Raw genomic sequence first — 26131 nt, 5'->3', positions numbered from 1 at the left:
ACGTGAATTAGTCGTCGAAGGTTGGTCCGGCACCTTCATTGCCGTCGAGCTCCCCCAGCGCTTCCGCCACGCTGCGCCCGCGCCGCTTCGGGGGCGCCGAGGCACGCCCGCCGATCTTCGCGCCCTTGTGGGTCGCCGTCGCCCCGTACTCCTTGAGCGAAAAGGCCGGCCCACCGTCGAGCTTTTCCACACTCAACGGCTGCATCCGGCCTGCACGCACCGCGTCCGTGAGCGCGCCGACAACCAACGGCATCGGGTCGTCGACCCCGTCCGGGAAGAAGTCGAAGAACGTGGTCATCGTTTTCCCGCCCCGGGTGACGTGCGCGGCCAGGAGCCCATCGATCAGCACCACCATCGCGCCGGCCGAGCGGGTCGGTCCCTGCGCCGGCCACGGCAGCGCCGCCCCGTACGGGTTCGCCGGGTCCGTGGCGGCGAGCACGTGCACGTGCGGCTCGCGGGCGCCCGAGGGCCAGCCGACCACGTCGTCGGAATCCTGGTGGCCTCGCAGCCGGTCGATGGTCGCCGGGGTGGAAAACTGCGACGCGCCGAGCCCCTCCACCAGGTAGCCGCGCATCGCCTTGCCGGAGGCCTCGAACCCGGACAGCGTCTTGTACGCCAGCGCGAACCCGCCCAGGATGTCCTCGGCCACCACCGAGCCGCGGGTGACCACCCCGTAGCGGTCCAGCAGCGACTCGCCGAGGGCCACCGACCGCCGCGTCGCGTCGTCGTCGGGCGTCGGTGTGAGCGACCACCGCCCCACCATGTCCGGCGGCACGCTCGCCGCGAACGAGGTCCGCCCCGAGCGCACCCTGCTTCGCGACGGCCTCCGGCGCGCCCTGTGCGCCGTCTTGCCTCCGGCGAGCCGCGCCCGGATCGGCGCGAACGAGTCGGGGGCCAAAAACCCAGCCTCGACCAGGTCCCACATCGCCTCGCGCAGCTCCTCGGTCGTGGTAGTGGGCTCGAGGAGATCGCTGAACAAGAACCCACCCCCGCGGCGCACCTTCTCCATCACCTGGGACTGGGTCAGCGACAGCAGCGGCTCGTCGACCTGCGGCATGAGCTGAGCGGCGTAGTCCGCCGGCAGCAGCATGATCCACGGGTCGCGCGCGCCCGCCTTGCCGGCGCCGACGATGGTGATCTCCCCCGACGCGGTGAGCTCGTCGAGCATCACCGGCGAGTAGTCGCCCACCCGGGCCGGCAGGATGTGGGACTCCCACGCGCTGGCCGGCAGCCGCACCCCGGCGAGCTGCTCCAGCACCGAGTAGACCCCGTCCGCCCCGCGCAGCGCCGGGGTCACCCCCACCGGGGCGACGTTCGACCACGCGGGCAGGAAGCGCCCGTAGGCGGACTGCGAAACGGGGCGGGTCTGGGCGCGCGCCGCCGCCAGCGAGCGCGACCGGATGATCCGCAGCACCTCGGCGGCGACGTATTCCTCTTCCTCGATTCCCTGCCGGTAGCGGCCCGGGATGACCTTGTCCTTGTCCACCAGCGGCTGCAGCGCCGCGTGCGCCGCGCCGACCGCCAGGCCGAAGGCGTCGGCCAGGTCGCGCAGGGTGAACGGCCCGCGGGTGCGCACCCAGCGGCCGACCAGCTGGGCCAGCGCGTCGGGGATGGTCTGCACCTGGGCGGCCACGCCGGGCGGGACGGGCACGCCGAGGCCGTCGCGAAGCAGCGGCGCGTCGAGCACCTGGGCGACGTGCTCGCGCCCGCCGATGCGCACCCGCATCATCCGCGCGCCCAAAGCTTGCTCCAAGGACTCGAGGGGCACCGTGGTGTAGAGGCGGAGCTCGTCGATAGGCAAAGGCCCCACGATGCGCAGCGTGTCGGCGAACTGCTCCGAGGTCTCGGCGCGGCCGAGCCGGCGAAGCGAGGCGTCGACCTCCGCGATGATGTCGGCGTCCAAGAGCTCGCGCAGCTCCACGGTGCCGAGCAGCTTGGCCAGCAGCGACGGGTCCAGCGACAGCGCCGCGGCCCGCTTCTCCGCCAGCGGGGTGTCGCCCTCGTACATGAACGCGCCGGTGTAGTTGAACAGCAGCGAGGAGGCGAAGGGGCTCGGCTGGTCCGTGGTCACCTCGGCGATGCGCACCCGGCGCGTGTTGATGTCGCGCATGACTTCCTGCAGGGCGGGCAGGTCGTAGACGTCCTGGAGGCACTCGCGCACCGTCTCCAGGATGATCGGAAACGACGGGTAGTTGCGGGCCACGTCCAGCAGCTGCTCTGCTCTTTGGCGCTGCTGCCACAGGGGCGCGCGCTTGCCGGGGTTGCGGCGCGGCAGAAGCAGGGCGCGGGCGGCGCACTCGCGGAACCGGGAGGCGAACAGGGCGGAGTTGCCCACCTGCTCGGTGACGATGTCGGCGATCTCGTCGGCGTCGAATTGGAAGACCGCCCCGTCCGGATCCTTGTCGCCTTGCGGCAGGCGCAGCACGATGCCGTCGTCGCCCGCGACCGCCTGGGCGTCCATGCCGGTCTCCTGCGCCACCCGCCAGCCGGTGGCCAGCGCCCACGCCGCGTTCACCCCCTTGCCGAAGGGGGTGTGCAGCACCACGCGCCAATCCCCCAGCTCGTCGGTGAACCGCTCGAGCACCAGCGTCGTCTCGTCCGGCAGGATGCCGGTGGCCTCCTCCTGCTCCTCGAGGTATTGCAGCAGGTTGGTCCGCGCCCGCTCGTCCAGGCTTTTGTCCAGCGAGCTCTTTGCTTCTCGACGAAACGCGCCCACCGCCTTGCCCAACTCGTACGGCCGGCCGAGCCCGTCGCCGGTCCAGAACGGCAGGCGGCCGGTGTGCCCCGGCGCGGGTGAGACCTGCACCTGGTCGCGGGTGATGTTCTCGATGCGCCAGCTGGAGGCGCCGAGGGTGAACACGTCGCCGACGCGAGACTCGTAGACCATCTCCTCGTCGAGCTCGCCGACGCGGCGGGGAGCCTTGTCCTCGGCGCCTGCGAGCAGGAAGACGCCGAACATCCCTCGGTCCGGGATGGTGCCGGCGTTGGTGACGGCGACCCGCTGGGCGCCGGGCCTCGCCTTCAGCACCGAGCCCTCCAGGATGGCGCGGGGCCGCAACTCGGCGAAGTCCGTGGACGGGTAGACGCCGACGACCAGGTCGATCACCGAGTCGAATACCTCGCGCGCCAGGTCCCGGTACGGCCAGGCGCGGCGCACCGTGTCGTACCACTCGTCGACGTCCAGGTCCTCGACCGCCACCGCCGCGACGGTCTGCTGCGCCAGCACGTCCAGGGGGCTGCGCGGGGTGTGCAGCTCCTCGATGAGGCCGGAGCGCATCCGCGGCACCGTCACCGCCGTTTGCACCAGGTCGGAGCGGTGCTTCGGGTAGAAGGTGCCCTCCGAGACCGCGCCGACGGTGTGCCCGGCGCGCCCCACGCGTTGCAGCCCGGAGGCCACCGACGGCGGCGACTCCACCTGGATCACCAGGTCAACCGCGCCCATGTCGATGCCCAGCTCCAGCGAGGAGGTGGACACAACCGCGCGCAGGGTGCCCTCCTTGAGCATGGTCTCGGTCTGGGCGCGCTCGTCTTTGCTCACGCTGCCGTGGTGGGCCCGCGCGATCACGTTCGCGGCGTGGCCAGCGGTGTCGACCGACTTCATCAGCTGCGCCGGCGGGCGCCGCGTCTGCGGCGAGAGCGCCTCCGGGTCGTGCTCCTTGGCCCACAGCTCGTTGAGCTGGCTGGTCAGCCGCTCGGCGGTGCGGCGCGAGTTCACGAACACGATGGTGGAGCGGTGCGCCATCACCTCGTCGTAAATGGAGCGCTCGATGTGCGGCCAGATGGAGTTCACCGCGCCCGGCGGCTGGACTGGCTCCGCCTCTTCCAGCGCGTCGTCGAACACCGCGTCGCCGATCGTGGAGGCGTCCTCCGGCACGGGCAGGTCGCTCATGTCCTCGACGGGCACGCTCACGGAAAGCTGCCAGCGCTTTTCGGCGGGCGGATTGATGATGGTGGTCTTCGGGCCGAGGAAGTTGGCCACCGCCTCGATCGGGCGCACCGTGGCCGACAGGCCGATGCGCTGGAAGTTACCCGCCAGCCGCCGCAGCCGCTCCAGCGAGAGCGAAAGGTGCACGCCGCGCTTCGTGCCAGCCAGGGCGTGGATCTCGTCCACGATGACCGTGTCCACCGTCTTCAAGATGCCCGCCGCCTTCGAGGTGAGCATGAGGTACAGCGACTCCGGCGTGGTGATCAGAATGTCCGGCGGCTTTCGCACCTGCCGGTTGCGCTCGGACTGCGGGGTGTCGCCCGAGCGCACCCCGACCGAGATGTCCGGCATGTCGCGGCCCAACTTCTGCGCCACCCGCGCGATGCCAGCCAGCGGCGCGCGCAGGTTGTTCTCCACGTCCACGCCCAGCGCTTTCAGGGGCGAGATGTAGAGGACTCGCACGCCGCCGTGGGTGGAGCTGTTCGCGCCGTCGATAGGCAGGGCTTGCTGCCCGGCGCGCTCCACCAACGAGTTCAGCGACCACAAAAATGCCGCGAGCGTCTTGCCGGAGCCGGTGGGGGCGACCACCAGCGCGTTTTCGCCGTCGGAGATCGCGCGCCACGCCTGCTCCTGCACCGCGGTCGGCGCGGCGAAGACGTCCCCGAACCACTGGGCCACCTGCGGGTGGAAGCGGCTGAGGATCGGCGCGTTCATCACGCCCACCTTAGCGGTAGAGTCGGGTGCATGACTGCTCAGTACTCGGATTCCCGGCTGACCAACCTCATCGCCGAGGGCACCGGCGAGATCCTCAAAGGCGTGCGCGGCGTGGGCCTGTTGCGGGGCCGCGAGCTCGGCGAGGCGGGCGACGAGCTCGCCCAAAGCTGGATCTCCAGGGTGCTTTCGCAGCACAGGCCTGACGACGGCTTCCTGTCGGAGGAGGCCGCCGACAACCAAGACCGCCTGTCGAAGGACAGGGTCTGGATCGTCGACCCCCTCGACGGCACGAAGGAGTTCGCCACGGGCCGCCAGGACTGGGCGGTACACGTTGCGCTGGTGGAGGACGGGGTGCCCACCCACGCCGCGGTGGGCCTGCCGGACTTAGGTGTGGTGTTCAAGTCGTCCGATGTCCGCCACGTCTCCGGGCCGTTTGCGGGCAAGGTGGCGATGTCGAGGAACAGGCCCCCGGCCGTCGCGAAGCATGTTGCCCACACCCTCGACTTCGAGGTGCAGCCCGTGGGGTCCGCGGGCGCGAAGGCGATGCACGTGCTGCTCGGCGACTACGACGCCTACGTCCACGCCGGCGGCCAGTACGAGTGGGACCAGGCCGCGCCGGTGGGCGTGGCGCTCGCGGCGGGGCTGCACGCCTCGCGCCTCGACGGCACCCCGCTGCGCTACAACAACACCGACACCTACATCCCCGATATTGTGATCTGCCGGCCCGAACTTGCCGACGACATTCTGGAGGCCGCCTCCCGCTACCACGACGAGCACGGCACCTTTGAAGGAGTAGCTAAGTGATTTCCACCCCGTACGAGGACCTGCTGCGCAACGTTTTAGAAAACGGCGCCGAGAAGGGCGACCGCACCGGCACCGGCACCCGCAGCGTGTTCGGCCGCCAGATCCGCTACGACCTGTCCGAGTCCTTTCCCCTGCTGACCACGAAGAAGGTCTACTTCAAGGGGGTCGTCGGCGAGCTGCTGTGGTTCTTGCGCGGCGACTCCAACGTGCGCTGGCTGCAGGACAACGGGGTGCGCATCTGGAACGAGTGGGCCGACGATGACGGCGAGCTCGGCCCGGTCTACGGCGTGCAGTGGCGCTCCTGGCCCACCCCCGACGGCGGGCACATCGACCAGATCGAGGAGGTCCTACGCACCCTGCGCGAGAACCCGGATTCGCGCCGCAACCTCGTCTCCGCCTGGAACGTGGCCGAGCTGGACAAGATGGCGCTGATGCCGTGCCACCTGCTGTTCCAGCTCTACGTCGCCGACGGCCGCTTGAGCATGCAGGTGTACCAGCGCTCCGCCGACATGTTCCTCGGCGTGCCGTTCAACATCGCCTCCTACGCGCTGTTGACGCACATGTTCGCGCAGCAGGCGGGCCTTGCAGTCGGCGAGCTGATCTGGACGGGCGGCGACTGCCACATCTACAACAACCACCTCGACCAGGTGCGCGAGCAGCTCTCCCGCGACGCCCGCGAGTACCCGCAGCTGCGCCTGCGCAAGGCGGCGTCGATCTTCGACTACGACTTCGACGACATCGAGGTTGTGGGCTACGACCCGCACCCCACCATCAAGGCGGAGGTGTCCGTATGACCCTGGGCGCAATCTGGGCGCAAAGCCTCGACGGCGTGATCGGCGACGGCGCCGGCATGCCGTGGCACCTGCCCGAGGACCTCAAGCACTTCAAGGAAACCACCCTGGGCAGCCCCATCATCATGGGGCGGCGCACCTGGGAGTCGCTTCCCGTGCGCCCGCTGCCGGGCCGCAAAAACATTGTGCTGTCCTCGCGCGAGGCCGACGAGTGGTCGGACGGCGCGTCGGTGTGCCGCGACATCCCGGACCTGGAGTCGGACGCGTGGATCATCGGCGGCGCCCAGGTCTACGAGGCCACCCTGGATGAGGTTGATGTCATCGAGCGCACACTTATCGACGTCCATCCGGACCTCCCCGCAAACACAGCCGTCCACGCGCCCCGCATCGACGACGCCTTCGAGCTGGTCCGCGACGGCGAATGGCAGACCTCCACGACCGGCCTGCGCTACAAGTTCCAACGTTTTGAAAGGGTTTGACATGACCGTTGCCGCACCTGAGACCTCCTCGCACGTGACCATCTTCGCCGCAGAATGGTGCCCGTTCTGCCGCAAGCTGCGCGAGCGCCTCGACCGCACCGAGACCCCCTACGACCTGGTCGACGTGGACGCCGACGGCATGGACGCGGTCAACGCCTGGATCGAGTCCGTCAACGACGGCAACCGCATCGTGCCCACCGTGCTCTACTCCGACGGCACACACGCCACCAACCCGGAGGCCTCCGCGGTGCGCGCGAAGCTGCGCGAGCTCACCGGCGAGGAGTAGCCCCGAAGTCCCGCAGCGCCGCCTCGGCGGCCCACCAGCCGGGCATGCCGTGCACCCCGGCGCCCGGCGCCGTCGACGCGGAGGCCAGGTACAGCCCCTTGCGCAGCCGGTGCGGCTGGCGCATGAGCAGCTGGGTGCCGTCCATGGCGCCGCCCGCGATGTCGCCGCCGACGAGGTTGGGGTTCCACGCCTCCAGTTCTTGCGGCGGCGTCTCAATTCTCTCTTTGACCACAGCGCGAAAGCCCGGCGCGAACCGTTCGATCTGCTTCGTGATTTTCTCAGCCACCTCACCCGGGTAGCGCTCCCGGTAGCCATGCGGGACGTGGGCGTAGGTCCACAGCACCAGCCCGCGCGAGGGGTCGGCGGCGTACTGCTGCGCCGCCATCACGAAGGGGCGCTCGGGCATGATCCCGCTGGCCACGTCTCGTTCGGCGCGCACGATCTCTTCCGCCGTGCCGCCGACGTGCACCGTGGCCGCCTTCCCCACCCGGGGATCCGCCCACGGCACTGGGGCGTTAAGCAAGAAGTCAACCTTGTGCACGCCCGGCCCGTAACGCCACCGGCGCATGGACCGGGCGCGGCGGGCGGGCAGCGACGTGCCGTCGAGAGGCAGCACCTGCCGTGGTGTGAGATTCAAGATCACCGCGTCCGCATCGGGCAGGGCGCGGACCTCCTCGCCGCGGTGCACCTGACCGCCGTGCTCCTCGACAACTTTGGCCAGAGCGGCCGTAACCGCGCCCGAGCCGCCTTCCGCCACCGGCCACCCGCGTGTCATGCCGAGCGCGCCAAACAGCAGCCCGAACGCCCCGGTCAGCGGGCGCGACGGCGAGGTGATCGCGTGCGTCGCGCTGCCGGCGAGCAGGGCGCGGGCCTCCTCGGTGCGCAGCGCGGCCCGCCCCAGCGCCGTGGCCGGCCACAGCCCGCGCGCGCCGAACCGCGCCAGCGCGAGCGGGTGGCCGGGCACGCGCGGCATCGGCGCGAGCACGTCTTCAAGCAAATCGTCCACGCGCGCTACCACCGGCTTGTGCAGCCGCGCCCAGGCCTTCTCGTCGATGCCAAGGCCCGCCGCGGTGTCCTCCAGCGAGCCTGCCAGCACCGCCGCGCTGCCATCGAGCGGGTGCGCCATCTCGTACGGCGCGCGCAGCCAGCGCACCCCGTAGTCCTCCAACTGCAGCGCCCGGAAAGCCGGGCTGGCGGCCCCGAAGGGGTGGCAGGCGGCGCCGAGGTCGACCAGCGTGGCGTCGTCAAGCATTTGCGTCGCAGCCGCGCCCCCGACTTTGCCTGCGCGCTCGAGCACCTCCACCCGCCAGCCGCTGGCCGCGAGGCGCGCGGCGGCCGTGAGCCCGTTGGGCCCGGCGCCGACGACAACTGCCCGAGGTTTCACCCCGCCAATTCTAACTAGACTGCTGCCCATGAACACGAAACAAATTGGATGGGCACTGCACTGGGTCATACGCATGGCGGCGATTGTGCTGCTCATGCCGTACGCAGGGTTCAAACTCGGGCTGATGCAAATGTCGCGGCCGGACTTCCCGGAGCTGCTGATCACCCTCGGTGAGAAGTCCCCGATGGGCCTGTTGTGGACGTTCATGGGGTTCTCCCCCGTCGTGCAGTTCCTCGCGGGGCTGGCCGAATTCGTCGCCGCTCTGTTGCTGCTGTGGCGGCGCACCGCCTGGCTGGGCGGGCTGATCGGCTTCATTGATCTGGCTGTGGTGTGGCTTTTGAACATGACGTTCGACGTGCCCGTGAAGATCCCTTCGGCCCTCCAGGCGCTGCTGTACCTGCTGGTGCTGGCGCCGTGGCTGCCGCGGCTGTTCCGCTTCCTCGCGGGGCGCGCGACGGAGGCCGTCGAGGCGCCGCAGGTGATCACCAGCGACAAGGTCCACCGCGTGACCCGTTTCTTCCCCGCCGTCGCCGCCGTGGTCGTACTCGGCGCGGCCGGGTTTGCCATGTTCACCGGCATCCCGAAGGCGCTCGACCGCGAGGGCACCGAGCTCTCCGGCCTGTATGCGGTGTCCGGCGGCGACATCGAAGCGGCTCCCGCCTTGTCCGACGACCAGCGCTGGGCGGCGATCGCGTTCGGCTCCATCGACGGCCCCGCGGCCGGCAGCTTCTACCGAGTGGAGGGCGCCGAGACCCCCGAGGGCTCCTTCCATGGGCTCGTTGCCTTACGACGAGCCTCCGGCGACCTCCAGGAAGGCTTCTACACCCTCGACGGCGACCGGGTGATTATCCAGCTCACCGCGCCCATGACCGACGACGGCGTCAACGCCGCCCCGCGCGGCCCCGTCGAGGAAACGATGGAGTTCACCTGGCGCGCCGAGGGCGATGGCCTCGAGCTTTCGCCTATCGACGGCACCTCCGACGCCTTCGAGCTGACCCCCTCCAAGCTCGGCACCACCCTTCTGGACCGGCCGTTCACGTGGGTCTCCCAGCCGTTCAACCGGTAGTTTGCGCAGGTAGGTGACGCGTGACCGCCTATTCGCCGTGTTTCTTATTCCATCGATACCTGCGGAAGTGAAAGATGGGCAGGATAAAGACGTAGTACACGCCAAGAGTCCAGGCGACTGGAATGAACACATTTGAAAGCCAAGTGTCGGAACCCTCGCTAACAGGAAACACAACGTACATGGCGATTACTGCAAGAGGCACAATGACGAAACTCTGCCACCATGGCGGAACCCATGGCGCTCCATTTTCCTCTCGCGCGGCAAGTGCCCCGCCGAAGCCCATTTCAAACCTGGATCCCATTCAGAAACCTCCTCAAGCCAGAAGCACCGAGATGCCCTCGGAGAGGATCTCACGTGGGCTCGTATTGCCTACCGCTTCACAGATCGCAACTTATGGAACGTGATTTTCGAGGTGACCCACTATCCATGTGGTTCGCATTCGACGCATGTTAGGTGGTTGTAACCCATTAAGCATCACTATCGTTTTCAGGCACTTAGAGACAAGATCGCTCCTTCTTGTCGAGCGTGGGTAAATGAGGAACTCACCCAACCTGTGCGAGTCAGCCCTACTATCTCTAAATGCAGCATCCCATCCTATAAGCACTGGCACGGTCCTGACCGGCAGATGATGCAGCACCTCAAGGTCATCAACCTCCATATCTCCGTACGCCAGCTGCCCTGCCGATTTCTGCTCAAACGTGTGCCGGAACGGATGTTGGTGTTTTGGGTGTATCCGTGAGTCGAATTCATTCAAATGACGCTACGAGGCGGGCTGAATGGAGTCGAACCAGACTGCCGGCTACAAATGGCCACTATGCAGCCGGTGAATCCTGACCATTGTTAAGTGCTCCATCTGCGGCCATTGCGGCGCCATAAACGGGGAGGAAATAGACAATCGCAATGGTGAGAAATCGTGCTGCGGTGATGTTTTCATCGAGCAATTCCCCAAGAACATAATGGAGATAGGTAGCGACAGATCCTCCGAATGCAACCAGGGTGCCCGATTGCGTGAGGGTAAGATCACTGAGGTTGAAACCAAGCAATGCCTGCGAAATTGATGGTTTGAGAATTCCATCTTCGATGATCTGGCTTTCAACGAATTCAACGGCTTTGGCATCTTCAACCAAGTCATCAATATCGTCAGTGGCTTTAACTGGGATGTCGAGGTTGAGCTCTTTCTCGAGCTGTTCGAAGCGACGTAGAACGTTGTCGACATTGTTCTTGTTGAAGTGTCCGCCGACGATTCTTGATGCCGCCGCGAATTTCTCGAAATCGGGCAACGCTACTGCAGCCCCCTCAAGGGCCACCGGCATTCCTGCTGACACATTCTGCATCTGTTTAAGCAGCTGCTGAGAGGCGGTGAGGTGTTTGGTTGCTTGCTCGATTGCGGGGGCCAGTCCGCGTGGAACAGCCATCATTCGGGTCTGTGCGTCGGTTACGGATTGACCAATTCTGGTGATACCGATCTCGTCGATCATGCCTTTTGGGGGAGTAATTCTGCCAACTTCGGTGAGGGCAGAAATATTTGCCATTGGCATATCGAGCTTCGCTACAGCATCAATGGAAGTCTTTAGCCCAGTGATTTGCTGCCAATTTGTGGGGTCCATACCTACGACCATGCCGGGGCGGAGCACTCCGACCATATTCAACTGTTGACGTTGTTCCTCTTCAAGTACGCCGGAGATGCGGTCAGCGATCTCGTGTGCGTGTGTGACCGTCTGCATCGCACCGATCTTTTCGAGTGCGCTGTTCGATGCTGTAGCAAGTTCCAAAGAGCTAGTAAGGCCTGTGGCCCGTTGTGCGATAGCTAGCGAATTCCCAAGGACAGCACTAGCAATGTTGCCCTGAATTTTGTCGAACCATGCTACACCGAGGTTCTGGTTGTTGTCTTTGGCCATCGTGTCACCTTCTTTAGGGAGGAATGGACCGGACAGCATTGATTGTCTCACACTGGCGTGATTCACTACCGAGACACTGAACATTAGTTCTAATATTTTTAACTCATGGAGCACTCGCGGTTGCGCCGGTTGGCAAAACGACCGCGCATTGTTCTCTTTGGGCACCTCTGCTTGGGAGTGTTGTTCACTTGTTCGTGGCTTCTATGGACGTGCTGCCGCAACGGTAACTGTCCAAAAAGCCAAGGTGACCCCATCTAACAACGCTGTGCGAGAACATCCACATGCGGCCTAATGCCGGCCACGCATCGAGAGTGAACAGAGATTGCTTGAAAGTCAGCCGACTTCAACTGTTTTCGTAGCTCTAGCTCTGACCAGTAGTAAGCCTCAGTAATTGCATGCTCGAACGGAGCCCCTTGTTCCCCCAAAAACGCTCCGAGAAGAAGAGATCCACCAGGCCTAAGAGTTCTAGCAAATTCACTCAGGACCAAGCCCCAGTCATCTGGCCGCAAATGAATCAATGAGTACCAGGCAAGAATCCCTCCGAGGCTGGAGGCCTTAAGGGGTATCTTCGACAAGTCGCCCAAAACGAAGTTGGTTGAGGGAAATCTATTCTTCGCAATCTCAATGAACTCTGGGACCATATCTAGCCCGACTACTTCACATTTCAAAGTTCGCAATAGGTCCGTCCAGTGTCCGGGACCCGACCCCGCATCCAGCACCGGACCATCGACAGCTCTTCCCCATTCAGAAATCAGTGCTACATCTTGCGGACTCATATCCTGAATGGACCCCAAGGCTTCAACGTATTCGGGAGCGCGCTTTGCATAAGCATTCCTTACGACGTCGTACAACGTGCCTCCGTCAACTCCGTGTCAATCACCTTGGCTATTGGAAAGTCTAACCCAATCCCAACAGTGCGTTTCTGGGTAAACGCATTCGGAAATTAGGAGACAAAAGAACGCAAGCTAGCCCTCTGGCGGCGACATCTAGGCAGACAATGAGCCTTCGCTTTAGGGCGGGCTGATAGTGAACCCCTTCAAGAGGAGTAATGTCGCTCTCGCGGAATTTCCGAAATGAATGAGAAGTTAACCAAAACCCTCGCAAAAAATTTGCGCCCCAGAGAGGAATCGAACCTCCGACACCGGCTTTAGGAGAGCCGTGCTCTATCCACTGAGCTACTAGGGCAATGGCGTAAGAGTACCCCAGCCGTTGCGCGCGTCGAAAACAGGCTCGTGGGCCCTTCCGCCGCTACCTACGGTCCGGTAGGGTTTGGTTCTAAAACTCCTCTACCCCTGCGAGGTGCCCATGACCGCCCTCAAGACAGGCCAAATCCAGCGCACCTACGTGGTCGCGGACCGCGGCGAGCGCCCAGCCGTTCGCGGCTGGTTCCACCTCGTGGCCGCCGCCCTGTCCGCCGTCTCCTCGGCCGTGCTGATCACGTTCGGGTGGATGACCCTGCCGTGGCCGCAGGCCCTCGGCGTGACCATCTACGGCGCCGGCGTGGTGCTGTTGTTCGCCGTCTCCGCGATGTACCACCGGTGGCCGTGGCGCTCGGTCGAGGCGGTGCAGTGGTGGCGCCGCGCCGACCATGCCACCATCTCCGTGTTCATCGCCGCCACCTACACCCCGCTATGTCTGATCGTCTTCGAGCCGCGCACCGCCGCGATCATGCTCGCCGTGGCCTGGGCGGGCGGCATCGGCGGGGCCGTATTGAACCTGGTGTGGATCAACCATCCCCGCTGGCTGGACGTGGTGGTCTATGTGGGCCTGGGCTGGATCATCGTGCCGCTGCTGCCGACGTTGTGGAGCTCCGCCGGCCCGGCCGTGGTGTGGCTGCTGTTCGCCGGCGGCGTCGTCTACACGCTCGGCGCGCTGGTCTACGGCTTCAAGTGGCCGGGCCGCTCCGCGCGCTACTTCGGCTACCACGAACACTTCCACACCGCGACCGTTGTCGCCGCCGTGTGCCACCTCGTCGCCATTTGGATGGTGGTTGTGGCGCACTGAGACTAGAGTGGCGCATGTGACTACCTTTAATCGCCGCACGTTCCTCAAGTCTGCGGGCGCCGCAGCCGCCGCAACCACAGTCGCCTTCGCCGGCATCACCGCTCCCGCCGCCCGGGCCCAGCAGCGCCGGGTGCTCGGCACGGTGGTGGATTACTCGGCTGGCGTGCCGCAGGCCAGCGCCGTGAAAGCCGCCGGCCACATGGGCGCGGTGCGGTACGTCTCCGACCGCCGCCCCGGCGCCGCGTGGATGCGCGGCAAGCCTGTGACCGCGGCCGAAACCCGCGACTACAAGGCCAACGGCCTGGCCGTCGCCTCGGTGTACCAGTTCGGCCGCGCCGAGACCGCCGATTGGAAGCGCGGCGCGCTCGGCGCCGCCGCCCACGCCCCGAAGGCGATGGCGCTGCACACCGCGGCGGGCGGGCCGACCGGTCGCCCGATCTACGTAGCCATCGACGACAACCCCACCATCGAGCAGTTCAACAACCAGATCAACCCGTATCTGACGGCCATGGGCGCCACTTTCAGCGCCGCCGGCTACCAGCTGGGCGTGTACGGCAACTACTACACCATCGCCTGGTGCCTCGAAGACGGCATCGGCTCCTACTTCTGGCAGCACGACTGGGGCTCCCGCGGCAAGGTCCACCCGCGGGCGAACCTCCACCAGGTCGCCGGGCAGCAGGCCACGATCCAGGGCGTGCAGGTGGACATCAACAACGTCTACGCCTCTGACTGGGGCCAATGGACCCCTGGGCAGCCCTCCCCGCTGACCAACCTGACGCCGGGCGACTGGTCCGCACTGCTCCAGGGCAGCAGCCAGATGTCGTCCTCCTGGCTGAGGTAGCGCAACGAAAAACGGCCCGGAACCTCCGGGCCGTTTTTGTTTTCGAGCTAGCGCTCAGCCTTAGTGGTCGACGGGGGCCTCGACGCCGACGCCGGTCAGCGAGCGGACCTCCATCTCGGCCTGCAGCTCATCGAAGTTGTCCGGCTTGCCCAGGTAGGTGCCGACAATGCCGGCGAGGAAGCCGAGCGGGATAGACACCAAGCCCGGGCTGGTCAGCGGGAAGATGGACCAGTCGGCGTTGGGGAACATAGCGGTCGGGCTGCCGGAGACCGCCGGCGACAGAGCGATCAGCACCAGGGCGGAGATCAGGCCGGTGTAGATCGACGCCACCGCGCCGGTGGTGTTGAAGCGCTTCCAGTACAGGGAGTACAGGATGGTCGGCAGGTTCGCGGACGCCGCGACGGCGAACGCCAGGGAGACCAGGAAGGCCACGTTTTGCTGCATCGCCAGGATGCCCAGGATGATGGAGACGATACCCAGCACAACCACGGTGATGCGGGAGACGCGGACCTGCTCTTCCTCGGTGGCCTGGCCGTCGCGAAGCACTGCGTCGTAGATGTCGTGGGCGATGGATGCGGAGGCAGTGATGGCCAGGCCGGCGACGACCGCAAGCACCGTCGCAAAGGCGACTGCGGAAATCAGCGCCATGAAGATGGAACCGCCGAGCTCGAATGCGAGCAGCGGGGCCGCCGAGTTCGCGCCGCCGGGGGCTGCGAGAATGCGATCCGGGCCGACGAAGGCGGCCGCGGCGTAGCCCAGGATCAGGGTGAGCAAGTAGAAGGAGCCGATGAGCACGATCGCCCAGGTCACGGACTTACGCGCCTCCTTTGCGGTAGGCACGGTGTAGAAGCGCATGAGCACGTGCGGCAGACCTGCGGTACCGAGCACCAGGGAGAGTCCGAGGGAGATGAAGTCCAGCTTGGAAGTGGTAGTCTCGCCGTATTTCAGGCCCGGCTTCATAATCTCCTCGGCCTCGTAGCCGCTCTCCGCGAGGTAGCTGGACGCGGAGTGGGTGTCGATGGCCTGGTCGAACACCGCGGTCAGGCCGCCCTTGGCCATGATGAACGCCAGCACCGACATGATCAGCACGCCGGCGATGAGCAGCACGGCCTTGATCATCTGCACGTACGTGGTGCCTTTCATGCCGCCGACGAGGACGTAGATGATCATGATCACGCCGACGATGCCCACGCAGATCGCCTGCGCGGTAAAGGAGTGCAGGTTCAGCAGCACGGACACCAGGGAGCCCGCACCAGCCATCTGGGCGATGAGGTAGAACAGCGACACGAACAGGGTGCCAAACGCCGCGGCCACGCGCACCGGCTTCTGGCGCAGGCGGAACGACAGCACGTCGGCCATGGTGAAGCGGCCGACGTTGCGCAGCGGCTCCGCCACCAGCAGCAGCGCAACCAGCCACGCGACGAAGAAGCCGATGGAGTACAGGAAGCCGTCGTAGCCGTTGAGCGCGATCGAGCCGACGATGCCGAGGAAGGATGCGGCGGAAAGATAGTCGCCGGCGATGGCGAGGCCGTTTTGCGTGCCGCTAAACGACGCACCGCCGGTGTAGAAGTCCGCGGATTCGCTTGTGGTCTTGCCGGCACGGGTCACGATGTAGAGGGTGACCACGATGAAGGCGGCGAAAATGGCGATGTTGAGCAGCGGGTTGCCGGCTGCTTCCCCGGCGTCGGCTGCAAACAGGTGGGTCTGCATGGTTTAGCCCTCCATCTCTTCGCGGATATGAGCCGCGCGCGGCTCGATGTTCTTGTTCGCCCACGAGACGTAGATCCAGGTGATCAAAAACGTGGTGAAAAACTGCGCCAAACCGAGCCAGAGGCCGACGTTGAGGCCGAGGAAGTCCTTGGCCATCACGTCGGGGGCGAAGGTGGCGAAGACGACGTAGAAGACGTACCAGAGGAACGCCGCGATCATCACCGGGAAGGTGAATCCGCGGAACGTGCCTCGCAGGTCCTGGAATTCGGGGCTTTGCTGCATGGCCACGAACTCATCAGGAGTTGGCTCGCGGCGTTGCGGAACAGCGGTGGAACCGGCCATGGCCTCGATCCTTTCTTGTGCACGGATAGATGGTCTTTGCCGCGCCGGAATTATGTGATCTCCGACTCAACAATGTGAATGTAACCTACCACACAGTCGCATATGTGGTGTTCCACAACTCTCTTTCACTTTTCGCGCAAAGAAAAACCACCCGGCTGCGAGCAACGCAACCGGGTGGTGAAAAACCGCTCCCCTACCCGGGGAACGTCAACGGGTCGCCTGAGAGGCGCTCGCCCTTCACACCGTCGAGGGCGGCGACGTCCTCGCTATCCAGCGTGACGCCCACCGCGCCGAGATTTTCCTCCAGGCGCTTCGGGTTGGAGGTCTTCGGCACCACGGAACAGCCAAGCTGCATCAAGTACGCCAACGAGACCTGCGCAGCGGTTGCGCCGTGCTTGTCGGCGACGGCCTGGATGGCCGGGTCGTCGAAGTTCGAGCCGCGGGCGAGCGGCGCCCACGCCTCACTCAAGATGCCGTGCTCGTCGTGGTAGGCGCGCAGCTCGGACTGGGTGAACCCGGCGTGCAGCTCCACCTGGTTGAGCACCGGGGCGATGCCGGTTGCCTCGATGATCTCGTCGAGCACCTCCGGGTAGAAGTTGGCCACGCCGACAGACTGCAGCCGGCCCATCCCCTGCAGCTCCGCGATCTGTTCGAAGGCCTTCACGTAGGTGCCGTGCTGCGGCCACGGCCAGTGCACGAGGTAGAGGTCAATGAACTCCAGGTCGAGGCGCTCGAGCGACTCTTGGTAGGCATCGGCCACGCGCTCCTGGTCGTCGTTCCACAGCTTGGTGGTCACAAACAGCTCTTCGCGCGTGACGTCACCGGCCTTGATGGCGGCGTTGATGGCCTTGCCCACCTCGACTTCGTTGCCGTAGAGCGCCGCGGTGTCGATGTGGCGGTAGCCGAGTTCGATCGCGGTGCGCACGATGGGCTCCACCTCGTCGCCGGTCAGCTTGTAGGTGCCGAGGCCGAGGAGGGGGAAATCGTAGCCGTCGTTAAGTGTGGTGACCGGGATGCGCATGGCAGCCTCCTAGCTGGCGTCGAGCAGGTCAATGATGAACACGAGGGTGCGCCCGGACAGCGGGTGCCCGCCGCCCGCGGGGCCGTATGCCTTCTCCGGCGGGATGGTCAGCTGGCGGCGGCCGCCGACTTTCATGCCGGGGATGCCTTCCTGCCAGCCCTGAATCAGGCCGGTGAGCGGGAACTCTGCGGCCTCGCCGCGGTCCCAGGAGGAGTCGAACTCCTCGCCCGTTTCAAAGTCCACGCCAAGGTAGTGGACCTTGACAAAACCGCCGGCCACGGCCTCTGCGCCCTCGCCGACAGTGATGTCCTCAATAACGAGGTCTGCAGGCGCCGGGCCCTCCGGCTTGTCGATGAACGGCTTTTCCATAGCGTTGAAACTCCTTGCAAATTATGTGGGCAAGTTATGCGGCCCAATACAAAACCGCCGAGAACTTCCTCCCGAAATTATAAGGGAAGCTCAGTTCTCGGCGGTGGAGCACCGAAGCATGCTGCTTATCGACGCCCTTCGGTTGCGCCTAGCGCTGGTCGCGCGGCACGAAGTCGCGCTGCTGGTAGCCGGTGTAGATCTGGCGCGGGCGGTTGATCTTCGTGTTCATCTCGAGCTGCTCGCGGTACTGGGCGATCCAGCCCGGCAGGCGGCCGATGGCGAACAGGACGGTGAAGAAGTCCGTCGGGAAGCCCATGGCGCGGTAGATCAGGCCGGTGTAGAAGTCCACGTTCGGGTAGAGCTTGCGCTGGATGAAGTACTCGTCGTTCAGCGCGATCTCCTCGAGCTTCATGGCCAGGTCCAGCAGCTCGTCGCCGCCGAGGTGCTCGAGCACCTCGTGTGCGGTGTCCTTCACAATTGCCGCGCGCGGGTCGTAGTTCTTGTACACGCGGTGGCCGAAGCCCATCAGGCGCACGCCCTTTTCCTTGTTCTTCACGCGGTTCATGAAGTCGGTGGCGTCGCCGTCGTGGTTGTTCTTGATGTCCTCGAGCATCTCCAGCACCGCCTGGTTTGCGCCGCCGTGCAGCGGGCCTGCCAGGGCGTTGATGCCGCCTGCGATGGAGACGAACATGTTGGCCTGGGCGGAGGCGATCATGCGCACGGTGGAGGTGGAGCAGTTCTGCTCGTGGTCCGCGTGCAGGATGAGCAGCTTGTCCAGGGCCTTGGTCAGCACCGGATCGACGTGGTAGTCCTCGGTCGGGTACCCGAACATCATGCGCATGAAGTTCTCGCGCGGGTTCAGGGAGTTGTCCGGGTACATGTACGGCTTGCCGCGGGATGCGCGGTAGGCGTACGCGGCGAGCATCGGCACCTTGGCCATCAGGCGCACGGTTGCCTTGTCCAGCTGCTCCTCGTCCAGCGGGTCAAGCTGGTCCTGGTAGTAGGCGGAGAGAATGTTCACCGAGGAGGCGAGCACGGCCATCGGGTGTGCGTTGCGCGGGAAGATGTTGAATGCGGCCTTGAAGTCCTCGTCCAGCAGGGTGTGGTGGCGCAGGTCGGAGTTGAAGTGCTCCAGCTCGTCGGTGGTGGGCAGCTCACCGTTGATCAGCAGGTAGGACACCTCGTTGAAGGTGGCGTTTTCTGCCAGGTCGGCGATGTCGTAGCCGCGGTAGCGCAGGATGCCTGCCTCGCCGTCGATGTAGGTGATCTTGGACTCGGTGGAGCCGGTGGAAACGTAGCCGGGGTCGAAGGTGACCAGGCCGGTCTCGCCGAGAAGCTTGCCCAGCACGACGCCGTCGTTGCCTTCGGCGGCGTGCATGATGTCCATCTCGTACTCGCCGCCCGGGTAGTGGAGTACGGCCTTATCCTTGTTCTCAGTAGCCACTGATGTCCCCTTCCAGGTAGTTTTCTCGGCTGTCTTTGGGATAGCTCCCGGCAACCTGTTTTTACGTAAGGCACTGTATCAAAGTTTGTGACGCGTCTGACAACAACGGCAGCTCCCTGGACACACCACAGAGAACCGGGCGGGTACGCCCGCAGGTGCGAGCTTGTCCGTTAAGCTGGTCGGGTATCTGCCCGGCGGAAAGGTGACGTATGCGCGAGCTGTACTTCTTGGAAGACGAGTCGACGGAGACGTTTTTCGTCCTCCGCGACGATAACGGGATGCGCTACCAGTTGGCGCGCACCGAGCTTGAGCCCTCGCTTATCGACGGCGCTTCTACCACCTCCCCCTCCACCCCCGACCGCGACACCGGGGTGACCGTGTTGGACACGACGTTGGACACGACCGCCGACGAGCCCGAGACCGAATCCGCCGAAGTAGAGGAACCCGCTGCCCAAAAGCCAGCGCCCGCGCCGGTGGAGCGCTCCCTGCCGGAGCCGGACCCGCTCTACGCCACTCCCCTGTCCATGCGCCCGAACGAGATCCAGGCGCGCCTGCGCGCCGGCGCCACCGCCGCCGCGCTGGCCGAGGAGATGGGCGTGGCCGAAAGCCGCCTCGATGTGTACGCCCACCCGGTGCTGCTGGAGCGCGCCCAGGTGGCGGAGGCTGCGAAGCAGTCCCACCCGGTGCGCGAGGACGGCCCCGCGAAGCAGACCCTGTTCGAGATCCTCGCCACCGCGTTCGCGGCCCGCGGGCACTCGATCAGCGACGCGGAATGGGACGCCACCCGCGAGCAAGGCGACAGCTGGGTCGTCCACGTCACCTGGAAGGCCGGGCTGACGGAGAACGAGGCGCTGTGGACCTTCAAGCGTTCCATGGGCTCCGCCGCCCAAACGGAGGCGCGCAACGCCATGGCCGCGGACCTGACGGATCCCGATTTCGCGCAGCCGGTGCGTTCACTGTCGGCGGTGCGTGCCGACGTCAGTGACGACGGCGGCGACTACGACGTGTACGACCCCACCAGCGCCACTGGGCCTCAAGCAGCCCCAGAAGCTGATGTCACGGAGTTGCCGGTGGAGGGCAACCCGGAGGTCGTCGATACGCGAGACGATGTGCTCGAGGGCGACTTCCTGCGCCACCCGGACGAGGAGAAGCAGCCGAAGAAGCGCCGCCGCAAGGCTGTCACCCCGCACTGGGAGGACGTGTTGCTGGGGGTTCGCACGAACACCAAGCGCCCGAAGCGCTGAGCACCTTAGGATGTGTGCATGAGTTTCCCAGCGGTTCTTACGCTTTGGTTTGTCAACACCGCCGACCCGGCCGGCGTGCTCGAGCGCGAGCCGAAGGCCGACCGCGGGTTCGGCCGCAAGCTGCTTTCCCAGGTCAACCCGGCATGGCCGATCACCCCGATCGGCTCGTTTCCGCTGAACCGCTCCTCGGTGCCGAGCCGCGACGAGTTCTACATCGCGGGCTTTCCTGGGGTCTCGGTGGTGCGGATGCTTGTCGACAACGCCTCGGCCCTGTCCACCACAACCCCGTGGCATTCGGTCCTTCCCGCCTCTGACGTGTTTGTCATCGCGACCGGCACGGACAGCGACTACGGCGGGTTCGCGCACTTCACCGGCGAGACCGCGGTGCGCAGCTTCAGCGCTACCCGCACCCAGGTCATCGAGGACCTCGGTCTGCCGGAGCCGTTCGAGGCACCGTACTGGGCGGGCGAGCGCGCCGAGGCGGCCGGCGGCATCTCACTGCCGTTCGAGCCGCGCGACCTAGCGCTGTCGGCTGAGCGCCACTGGCTGGGCGTGGACATTGGCGAGGATGGCCCCGACATCAACGTCGTCGGCTACGCGGTGGACGGCCGCCCCGAGCCGAAGATCGAGGAAAAGAAAACGCCCGCGGTGAAGTCGGTGGACGCAGTGGCCGCGAAGTTCGCGGAGAAGTCGAAGGCGTACGACGACTACGAGGACGCCCCCGACGACCAGCGCGGCGACGAGTTCGCCGAGCTTGCCGACGCCTCCGTGGCCGCCGCGAAACGCGTCGGCCGGGGCCTGCGCGCACGCGCGACGGAATTGTGGAAGGCGCTTTCGGAGCGCATCCGCCACTTCGACCGCTAGCGATTCCTTTCGTAGAACGCGATCGCGGCGGACGTCGCGACGTTGAGCGAGTCCGTCCCCGGCGCCATGGGGATCTTGGCGCGCACGTCAGTGGCGCGCATCGCGTGCGGAGTCAGGCCGGGGCCCTCCCCACCGACTAGGAAGGCCACCTTGTCGTGGCCCTGGATCGCGTCTTTCAGCTCGACAGCGTCGTCGGCCGGGGTGAGCGAGATGAGCCACCAGCCGGCCTCGCGCAGCTGCTCCAGCGAGCGCTGCCACGTCGTCGTCGTGCCGTCGAGGTGCGCGAACGGGGTGCGCAGCACGTGCCCCATGGACACGCGCACGCTGCGCCGGTACAGCGGGTCGGCGGTGGCGGCGCCGAAGAGCACGCCGTCGACGCCCATGCCGGCGGCGTTGCGGAAGATGGACCCGATGTTCTCGTGGTCGCCCACGCCTTCCAGAATCACGAGGGTGCGCGCGCCGTCGAGCACCTCGGCGACGGACAGCGGCTCCGGCTTGTCGGCGGAGACCAGCAACCCGCGGTGCATGTCGTAGCCGGCAACCTCCCCCATGATGCCGCGGGTGATCTGGTAGACCGGCACGCCGCGGCGCTCGAGCTCGTCGCCGTAATCGGCCATGAAAGACTCCAGCCGCCCACCGAAGCCGAACACGGCGCGAACTGGGAATCGGGATTCCACCAGCCGTCCGGCCACGAGCGGCCCCTCAGCGAAGACGAGCCCTTTTTCCCTGTCCGAATGCTTCAGGTCGCGGATGTCGTCGAGGCGGGGGTCCGACGGGTCGTCGATAGGCACAAGCATTTAGCTCAGCGCCGCCATGATCGGGCCCTGCGCGAAGTACACCACGAACAGCGCGGAGATGAGCCACATGATCCAGTGGATCTCTTTTGCCTTGCCGGCGAACAGGCTCATCAGGGCAAAGGAGATGAAGCCGACGCCGATGCCGTTGGCGATGGAGTAGGTCAGCGGCATGGTCACGATGGTCAGAAACGCCGGCAGGGCGATCGTGAACTCGGACCACTCGATCTGGCCGACCTGCATCATCATCAGCGCACCGACGACCACGAGCACGGGGGCTGCGGCCTCGATAGGCACGATCTCATACAGCGGGGTGAAAAACATCGCGACGAGGAACAGCACGCCGGTGACAACGTTGGCCAGGCCGGTGCGCGCACCGTCCGCGATACCGGCGGAGGAATCGACGAACACGGTATTCGACGATGCCGAGGTCGCGCCGCCGACCACAGCGCCGAAGCCTTCGACGACCAGGGCGCGCTTCATGTCCGGCAGCACGGCGTGTTCGTCGGTAAGCCCGGCCTGGCGGCCGAGTGCGGTCATGGTGCCCATAGCGTCGAAGAAGTTGGCCAGCACGAGGGTGAACACGAGCAGCGACGCGGAGATCACGCCGAGGTTCACAAACGCGCCGAACAGGTCCACGTTGCCCACGATGGACAGGTCGGGGATGCCGCCGAAGCTGTCCGGCAGGCCCGGTACCGCCATGCCCCACCCCTCCGGGTTGTCCGCGGAGGAGCCGGCGCCCGTCAGTGCCTCGACCACCATGGCGATGACGGTGGTGAGCAAGATGCCGATGAACAACCCGCCGCGGATGTTGCGCGCAACCATGAAGCCGCAGATGAACAGGCCGATGATGAACACGAACGTGGGCCAGGACGAGATGGAGCCGCCGGTGCCCAGCTGCACCGGCACGGTGGTCATGGCGGCGTCGGGGATGCGGCGGACAAAGCCGGCGTCCACAAGCCCGATGGTGGCGATGAACATGCCGATGCCCACGCTCATGGCCACCTTCATGGAATCCGGAATGGCGTTGAACACGGCGGTGCGGAAGCCGGAGACGGCCAGCAGCACGATGATGATGCCGTCGATGACCACCAGGCCCATGGCCTCCGGCCAGGTCAGGCCCTGCTGCCCCACCATGGTCACCGCGACCAGGGTGTTGATGCCCAGGCCGGTGGCGATGCCGAACGGGTACTTGGCAATCACGCCGAACAGGATGCTCATCACGCCGGCGGCGAGCGCCGTTGCGGCGGCGACCTGCGGGATGCCCAGGACGACGCCTTCGCGGTCCGGGCTGGTGCCGATGATCAGCGGGTTGAGCAGCACGATGTAGGCCATCGCGAAGAACGTCACTACCCCGGCGCGCACCTCGGTGCCGACCGTGGATCCGCGCTCACTGATGTGGAAGAAGGTGTCCAGCGCGCCGCGCGGCTGCGGCTGGTCCTTATGCAGTTCTGCTCCGGTGGTGGTACTCACGTCGCATTAGTGTCGCACCCTGCCTGCGAAAACACCAATCGTTGGGGCTCACCAACGATTATTCCCCCACGGTGGTGTCCGAGTGCGCCCCGCAGCCGTAGGAGGAGGCCACCACGTGCCCGTCCGCGGAGTACTCGTTGGCGCAGATGCCGAAGTTCTCGCCCACCGGCTGCTCCAGCGGAATATAAAACGCGCAGGAGCGGCACGACAGCGCGGCCTTTTCGGCGAACTCGCTGTTGGGGCCGAACTCGCCGGTGCGCCAGCGCTTCTTCGCGTCCTCCAGTCCGGAGGTGGTGAGGTAGCGTTTGGTTTCGCGGCCGGTAAACGTGACGGCCTCACGGGAGAAGGAGTCGTCGGTGACGCGGTCGTCGTCAGGCGATAGCTCCATGATGTCGCCCGGGCCCAGGTCGCCGGGGCGCAGGCGGTCGGAGTACGGCACCCAGTCCGGCGCTTCGAGCGCGCCCTGCGAGGGCACGAGCGCGACCTCGTTGACGGTGACCCAGTCTGCGCCGTCGGCGCAGGCCACCACGGCGTTCCATTCCCAGCCTGCGTAGCCGGGCACGTCGGCGGCGAAACGGTGGGTGGCCACGTTGCGGCCGAGCCCCATCACGCCGATGTGCTCGCCGACTTCCCCGTCGGCGATTTCGGCCAGCGCCTCCCGTGCGGTGGCGACCGCGTCGGTGGACAGCAGGGGGCTACGCTTTCGGGGGTTGCGGGATCGGTTGTTGGATCGTGACACGGTTCCCCATTATTGCCCACGTGGTGCAGGATGGTTGCCATGGGTCGATTCACGCTTGCCGCCGTCTGTTCCGCGCTCACTGTCTTGTCGGGCTGTTCCTCCCCCGAGACCGCGGGGCCGGACACGCAGCGCCTCACCGTGCACGTCGAGGAGCGCTTGCCTTTCGACGACACCAGCTTCACCCAGGGCCTGGAAGTCGCCGACAACGGCACCATCTACGTCGGCACCGGCCAGGAGGGCGAATCCCGCCTGTACACGCGCACCCCCGAGGGCGAAAAGTTGCGGTCCATCGATTTAGATCCGGAGTTTTTCGGCGAGGGCATTACGCTTCACGACGGCACGGTGTGGCAACTGACCTGGCTTCACGGCACCGCAATCAAGCGCGACGCCGCAACACTAGAAGAAACCGGCCGGGAGAATTACGCCGGCGAAGGCTGGGGCCTGTGCTCCCGCGCCGACGAGGACGAGCTGATCTTCTCCGACGGCACGGCCGAGCTGCGCCGCATGGACCCGGAAACCTTCGAGGAGCGCGAGCGCTTCACCGTCACCATGGACGGCCAGCCGGTGGAGGGCCTCAACGAGCTCGAGTGCGTGGGCGACGAGGTGTACGCCAACGTTTTCACCACCACCAACATCATGCGCATCGACGCTGACTCGGGGAAGGTCACCGCCGTCATCGACGCCTCCGCGCTGGAGAACAACGCCGCGCCCGACCCGAACAACGTGCTCAACGGCATCGCGCACATCCCTGGCACCGAGGAGTTTTACCTCGCCGGCAAGCGCTGGCCGGACATGTACCACGTGACGTTTAAGCCTGAGACCGCCGCCAAGTAGGATCTTGCGCCATGGCACCCAAACGCGCAGCAACCCAGCAGTGGAAAGTCCTGGCCATCGCCCTAGTTGGCGTGGTGGTGCTGGTGGGGGCGGTCTACGCCTTTATGAGCTACCAGCAGAACAAGCCGGGCACCCCGGTGCGCGACCTCGGAGTCGCCGTGGCTGCCGCCGGGCAGACCGAACAAGTGCCCGTATACACAGTGTGCGAGCTGGACGTGGAGTGCCCCGGCGGCGAGCCGCCGCGCATGCGCCTGCCAGATCAGGGGGACGTGACCTTCACCGTGCCCGGCGAGATCGAGCGCAACAGCTGGCGCCTGCTACTCATCTACGACGACCCCGCCGCCAACACCGAGCGCGTGTTCACCTCCGGCGAGTCCGGCGAGGAAACCGTCCCGGCAGTGACCGAATCCGGCGCGAAGCTCGTCGTCGCAGAGATTACGACCTTGGATATTGAAAAAGGCGATGACGGGGAAGAATCTCCCGTCATCGCCACGTGGTCTGTCGGCTTCGACTAGGCCGAAGGTGCGTCGCTAAGCATCCAGCTCCCGGGCCACCGCCCGCAGGATCCCCGCAACCTGGCGGCCCTCCTTGCGGTCTGGGTAGCGGCCGTTGGTCAGCGCTGGCTGGACCTGCGTCTCAATCAGCGTCATCACATCCGCCAGCATGCTGCCCAGCTCCTCCGGCTTGCGGCGGTGCACGGGGCGACGCTTCGGCTCATCGAGCACTTTCACACGCAGCGCCTGCGGGCCGCGGCGGCCGGCAGCGAAATCGAACTCGATGCGCTGGCCTGCGACCAGTTCGTCCACGCCGTCGGGAAGCACGGATTTGCCGATGAAGACGTCGTCGTCGCCCGGATTGGACGCGAAGCCGAAGCCCTTTTCGGTGTCGTACCACTTCACCTTTCCAATAGGCATGGCATCCTCCTTTAAGGTTCCGGTACATGGCCCGCCCATTGCAGGCCAAAATAAAGGTTTTACACTACACCTTCGCCCCGAAAACCGCGACTGTGACCCAGAACACCAAAACTCGCCATGAGGGACGCGACCTGGGAAAACGTTGAGCTCTGCTGTCATACGAACACCGTTCCGTGCCGCTTGCGTGACAC

General features: G+C 65.8%; 24 protein-coding genes and 1 tRNA gene. 11 read left to right on the top strand and 14 right to left on the bottom strand.

What is annotated here, in order from left to right; genetic code table 11:
* Positions 1-7 precede the first annotated feature (7 nt).
* Positions 8-4639 (bottom strand): ATP-dependent helicase, encoded by a 4632-nt coding sequence (locus CAFEA_RS03210; protein ID WP_063938240.1) that lies wholly within the window; start codon positions 4637-4639, stop codon positions 8-10.
* 30 nt (positions 4640-4669) lie between these two features.
* Here CAFEA_RS03210 and CAFEA_RS03205 point away from each other — a divergent pair, with 30 nt between their 5' ends.
* The 4 genes from CAFEA_RS03205 to CAFEA_RS03190 are packed head-to-tail and all read left to right on the top strand — an operon-like array spanning position 4670 to position 6999.
* On the top strand, positions 4670-5443 hold the full coding sequence (locus CAFEA_RS03205; protein WP_063938238.1) for a 3'(2'),5'-bisphosphate nucleotidase CysQ: 774 nt from the start codon (positions 4670-4672) through the stop codon (positions 5441-5443).
* Complete coding sequence (locus tag CAFEA_RS03200; protein WP_063938236.1) at positions 5440-6237, top strand: thymidylate synthase; 798 nt, start codon at positions 5440-5442, stop codon at positions 6235-6237. The genes CAFEA_RS03205 and CAFEA_RS03200 overlap by 4 nt, the downstream gene beginning before the upstream one ends.
* Entirely contained in the window at positions 6234-6713 is a 480-nt protein-coding gene (locus CAFEA_RS03195) for a dihydrofolate reductase (RefSeq protein WP_063938233.1), read from the top strand. Before CAFEA_RS03200 ends, CAFEA_RS03195 begins: the two co-directional genes overlap by 4 nt.
* Position 6714: 1 nt before the next feature.
* Entirely contained in the window at positions 6715-6999 is a 285-nt protein-coding gene (locus CAFEA_RS03190) for a mycoredoxin (RefSeq protein ID WP_034999444.1), read from the top strand.
* On the opposite strand, the gene CAFEA_RS03185 is transcribed toward CAFEA_RS03190, so the two are convergent.
* Positions 6983-8413, bottom strand: a complete 1431-nt coding sequence (locus tag CAFEA_RS03185; RefSeq protein WP_253705002.1) for a phytoene desaturase family protein — start codon at positions 8411-8413, stop codon at positions 6983-6985. The genes CAFEA_RS03190 and CAFEA_RS03185 overlap by 17 nt on opposite strands.
* Here CAFEA_RS03185 and CAFEA_RS03180 point away from each other — a divergent pair.
* Positions 8412-9449, top strand: a complete 1038-nt coding sequence (locus CAFEA_RS03180; RefSeq protein ID WP_143313288.1) for a hypothetical protein — start codon at positions 8412-8414, stop codon at positions 9447-9449. The genes CAFEA_RS03185 and CAFEA_RS03180 overlap by 2 nt on opposite strands.
* Positions 9450-10261: 812 nt before the next feature.
* Here CAFEA_RS03180 and CAFEA_RS03175 read toward each other — a convergent pair.
* From CAFEA_RS03175 to CAFEA_RS03170, 3 genes are all read right to left on the bottom strand, one after another.
* Positions 10262-11347 carry a hypothetical protein gene (locus CAFEA_RS03175; protein ID WP_143313290.1) on the bottom strand — a complete coding sequence of 362 codons (1086 nt, stop codon included), beginning with the start codon at positions 11345-11347 and terminating at the stop codon, positions 10262-10264.
* Positions 11348-11601: 254 nt separating this feature from the next.
* Positions 11602-12123 carry a class I SAM-dependent methyltransferase gene (locus tag CAFEA_RS11275; protein WP_350308270.1) on the bottom strand — a complete coding sequence of 174 codons (522 nt, stop codon included), beginning with the start codon at positions 12121-12123 and terminating at the stop codon, positions 11602-11604.
* Between the two features lie 336 nt (positions 12124-12459).
* Positions 12460-12532, bottom strand: a tRNA-Arg gene (locus CAFEA_RS03170).
* A 120-nt stretch (positions 12533-12652) separates the two neighbouring features.
* On the opposite strand from CAFEA_RS03170, the gene trhA reads away from it, so the two are divergent.
* Both trhA and CAFEA_RS03160 read left to right on the top strand, forming a co-directional pair.
* The gene (gene trhA, locus CAFEA_RS03165) at positions 12653-13351 is read left to right on the top strand and encodes a PAQR family membrane homeostasis protein TrhA (protein ID WP_063938225.1); all 699 of its coding nucleotides are present in this window, start codon (positions 12653-12655) and stop codon (positions 13349-13351) included.
* A gap of 16 nt (positions 13352-13367) precedes the next feature.
* Positions 13368-14192 (top strand): DUF1906 domain-containing protein, encoded by an 825-nt coding sequence (locus CAFEA_RS03160; RefSeq protein ID WP_350308269.1) that lies wholly within the window; start codon positions 13368-13370, stop codon positions 14190-14192.
* Positions 14193-14252: 60 nt separating this feature from the next.
* On the opposite strand, the gene CAFEA_RS03155 is transcribed toward CAFEA_RS03160, so the two are convergent.
* From CAFEA_RS03155 to CAFEA_RS03135, 5 genes are all read right to left on the bottom strand, one after another.
* Positions 14253-15902 carry a monocarboxylic acid transporter gene (locus CAFEA_RS03155; RefSeq protein ID WP_034999436.1) on the bottom strand — a complete coding sequence of 550 codons (1650 nt, stop codon included), beginning with the start codon at positions 15900-15902 and terminating at the stop codon, positions 14253-14255.
* Positions 15903-15905: 3 nt separating this feature from the next.
* Positions 15906-16244 (bottom strand): DUF485 domain-containing protein, encoded by a 339-nt coding sequence (locus CAFEA_RS03150; protein WP_063938221.1) that lies wholly within the window; start codon positions 16242-16244, stop codon positions 15906-15908.
* A gap of 193 nt (positions 16245-16437) precedes the next feature.
* Positions 16438-17265 carry an aldo/keto reductase gene (locus CAFEA_RS03145; RefSeq protein WP_063938218.1) on the bottom strand — a complete coding sequence of 276 codons (828 nt, stop codon included), beginning with the start codon at positions 17263-17265 and terminating at the stop codon, positions 16438-16440.
* Between the two features lie 9 nt (positions 17266-17274).
* On the bottom strand, positions 17275-17634 hold the full coding sequence (fkpA, locus tag CAFEA_RS03140; protein WP_063938216.1) for an FKBP-type peptidyl-prolyl cis-trans isomerase FkpA: 360 nt from the start codon (positions 17632-17634) through the stop codon (positions 17275-17277).
* A 148-nt stretch (positions 17635-17782) separates the two neighbouring features.
* Complete coding sequence (locus tag CAFEA_RS03135) at positions 17783-19078, bottom strand: citrate synthase (protein WP_076590004.1); 1296 nt, start codon at positions 19076-19078, stop codon at positions 17783-17785.
* A 209-nt stretch (positions 19079-19287) separates the two neighbouring features.
* Here CAFEA_RS03135 and sepH point away from each other — a divergent pair, with 209 nt between their 5' ends.
* Both sepH and CAFEA_RS03125 read left to right on the top strand, forming a co-directional pair.
* Positions 19288-20322 carry a septation protein SepH gene (sepH, locus tag CAFEA_RS03130; protein WP_063938214.1) on the top strand — a complete coding sequence of 345 codons (1035 nt, stop codon included), beginning with the start codon at positions 19288-19290 and terminating at the stop codon, positions 20320-20322.
* Between the two features lie 18 nt (positions 20323-20340).
* On the top strand, positions 20341-21186 hold the full coding sequence (locus CAFEA_RS03125; RefSeq protein ID WP_063938212.1) for a DUF6928 family protein: 846 nt from the start codon (positions 20341-20343) through the stop codon (positions 21184-21186).
* Here the strand turns inward: CAFEA_RS03125 and CAFEA_RS03120 are convergent.
* From CAFEA_RS03120 to CAFEA_RS03110, 3 genes are read right to left on the bottom strand one after another with little or no spacing between them, the layout of a single operon-like run.
* Positions 21183-21983 carry a TrmH family RNA methyltransferase gene (locus tag CAFEA_RS03120; RefSeq protein ID WP_063938210.1) on the bottom strand — a complete coding sequence of 267 codons (801 nt, stop codon included), beginning with the start codon at positions 21981-21983 and terminating at the stop codon, positions 21183-21185. The genes CAFEA_RS03125 and CAFEA_RS03120 overlap by 4 nt on opposite strands.
* A complete protein-coding gene (locus CAFEA_RS03115; protein ID WP_063938208.1) occupies positions 21984-23453 on the bottom strand; it encodes an NCS2 family permease in 1470 nt (489 codons plus the stop codon). It abuts the gene before it with no gap.
* A gap of 58 nt (positions 23454-23511) precedes the next feature.
* Complete coding sequence (locus tag CAFEA_RS03110) at positions 23512-24192, bottom strand: DUF3027 domain-containing protein (protein ID WP_051106428.1); 681 nt, start codon at positions 24190-24192, stop codon at positions 23512-23514.
* A gap of 39 nt (positions 24193-24231) precedes the next feature.
* Between CAFEA_RS03110 and CAFEA_RS03105 the strand changes: the two genes are divergently transcribed.
* On the top strand, positions 24232-25026 hold the full coding sequence (locus CAFEA_RS03105; protein WP_063938206.1) for a glutaminyl-peptide cyclotransferase: 795 nt from the start codon (positions 24232-24234) through the stop codon (positions 25024-25026).
* Between the two features lie 11 nt (positions 25027-25037).
* Positions 25038-25541 carry a DUF2771 family protein gene (locus CAFEA_RS03100; protein ID WP_063938204.1) on the top strand — a complete coding sequence of 168 codons (504 nt, stop codon included), beginning with the start codon at positions 25038-25040 and terminating at the stop codon, positions 25539-25541.
* A 15-nt stretch (positions 25542-25556) separates the two neighbouring features.
* Here CAFEA_RS03100 and CAFEA_RS03095 read toward each other — a convergent pair whose 3' ends face one another.
* Positions 25557-25940 (bottom strand): cold-shock protein, encoded by a 384-nt coding sequence (locus CAFEA_RS03095; RefSeq protein ID WP_034999423.1) that lies wholly within the window; start codon positions 25938-25940, stop codon positions 25557-25559.
* Positions 25941-26131 lie beyond the last annotated feature (191 nt).

Source organism: Corynebacterium afermentans subsp. afermentans (assembly GCF_030408355.1).
Classification (GTDB): Bacteria; Actinomycetota; Actinomycetes; order Mycobacteriales; family Mycobacteriaceae; genus Corynebacterium; species Corynebacterium afermentans.
This window is presented reverse-complemented; position numbering and strand designations above follow the sequence as displayed.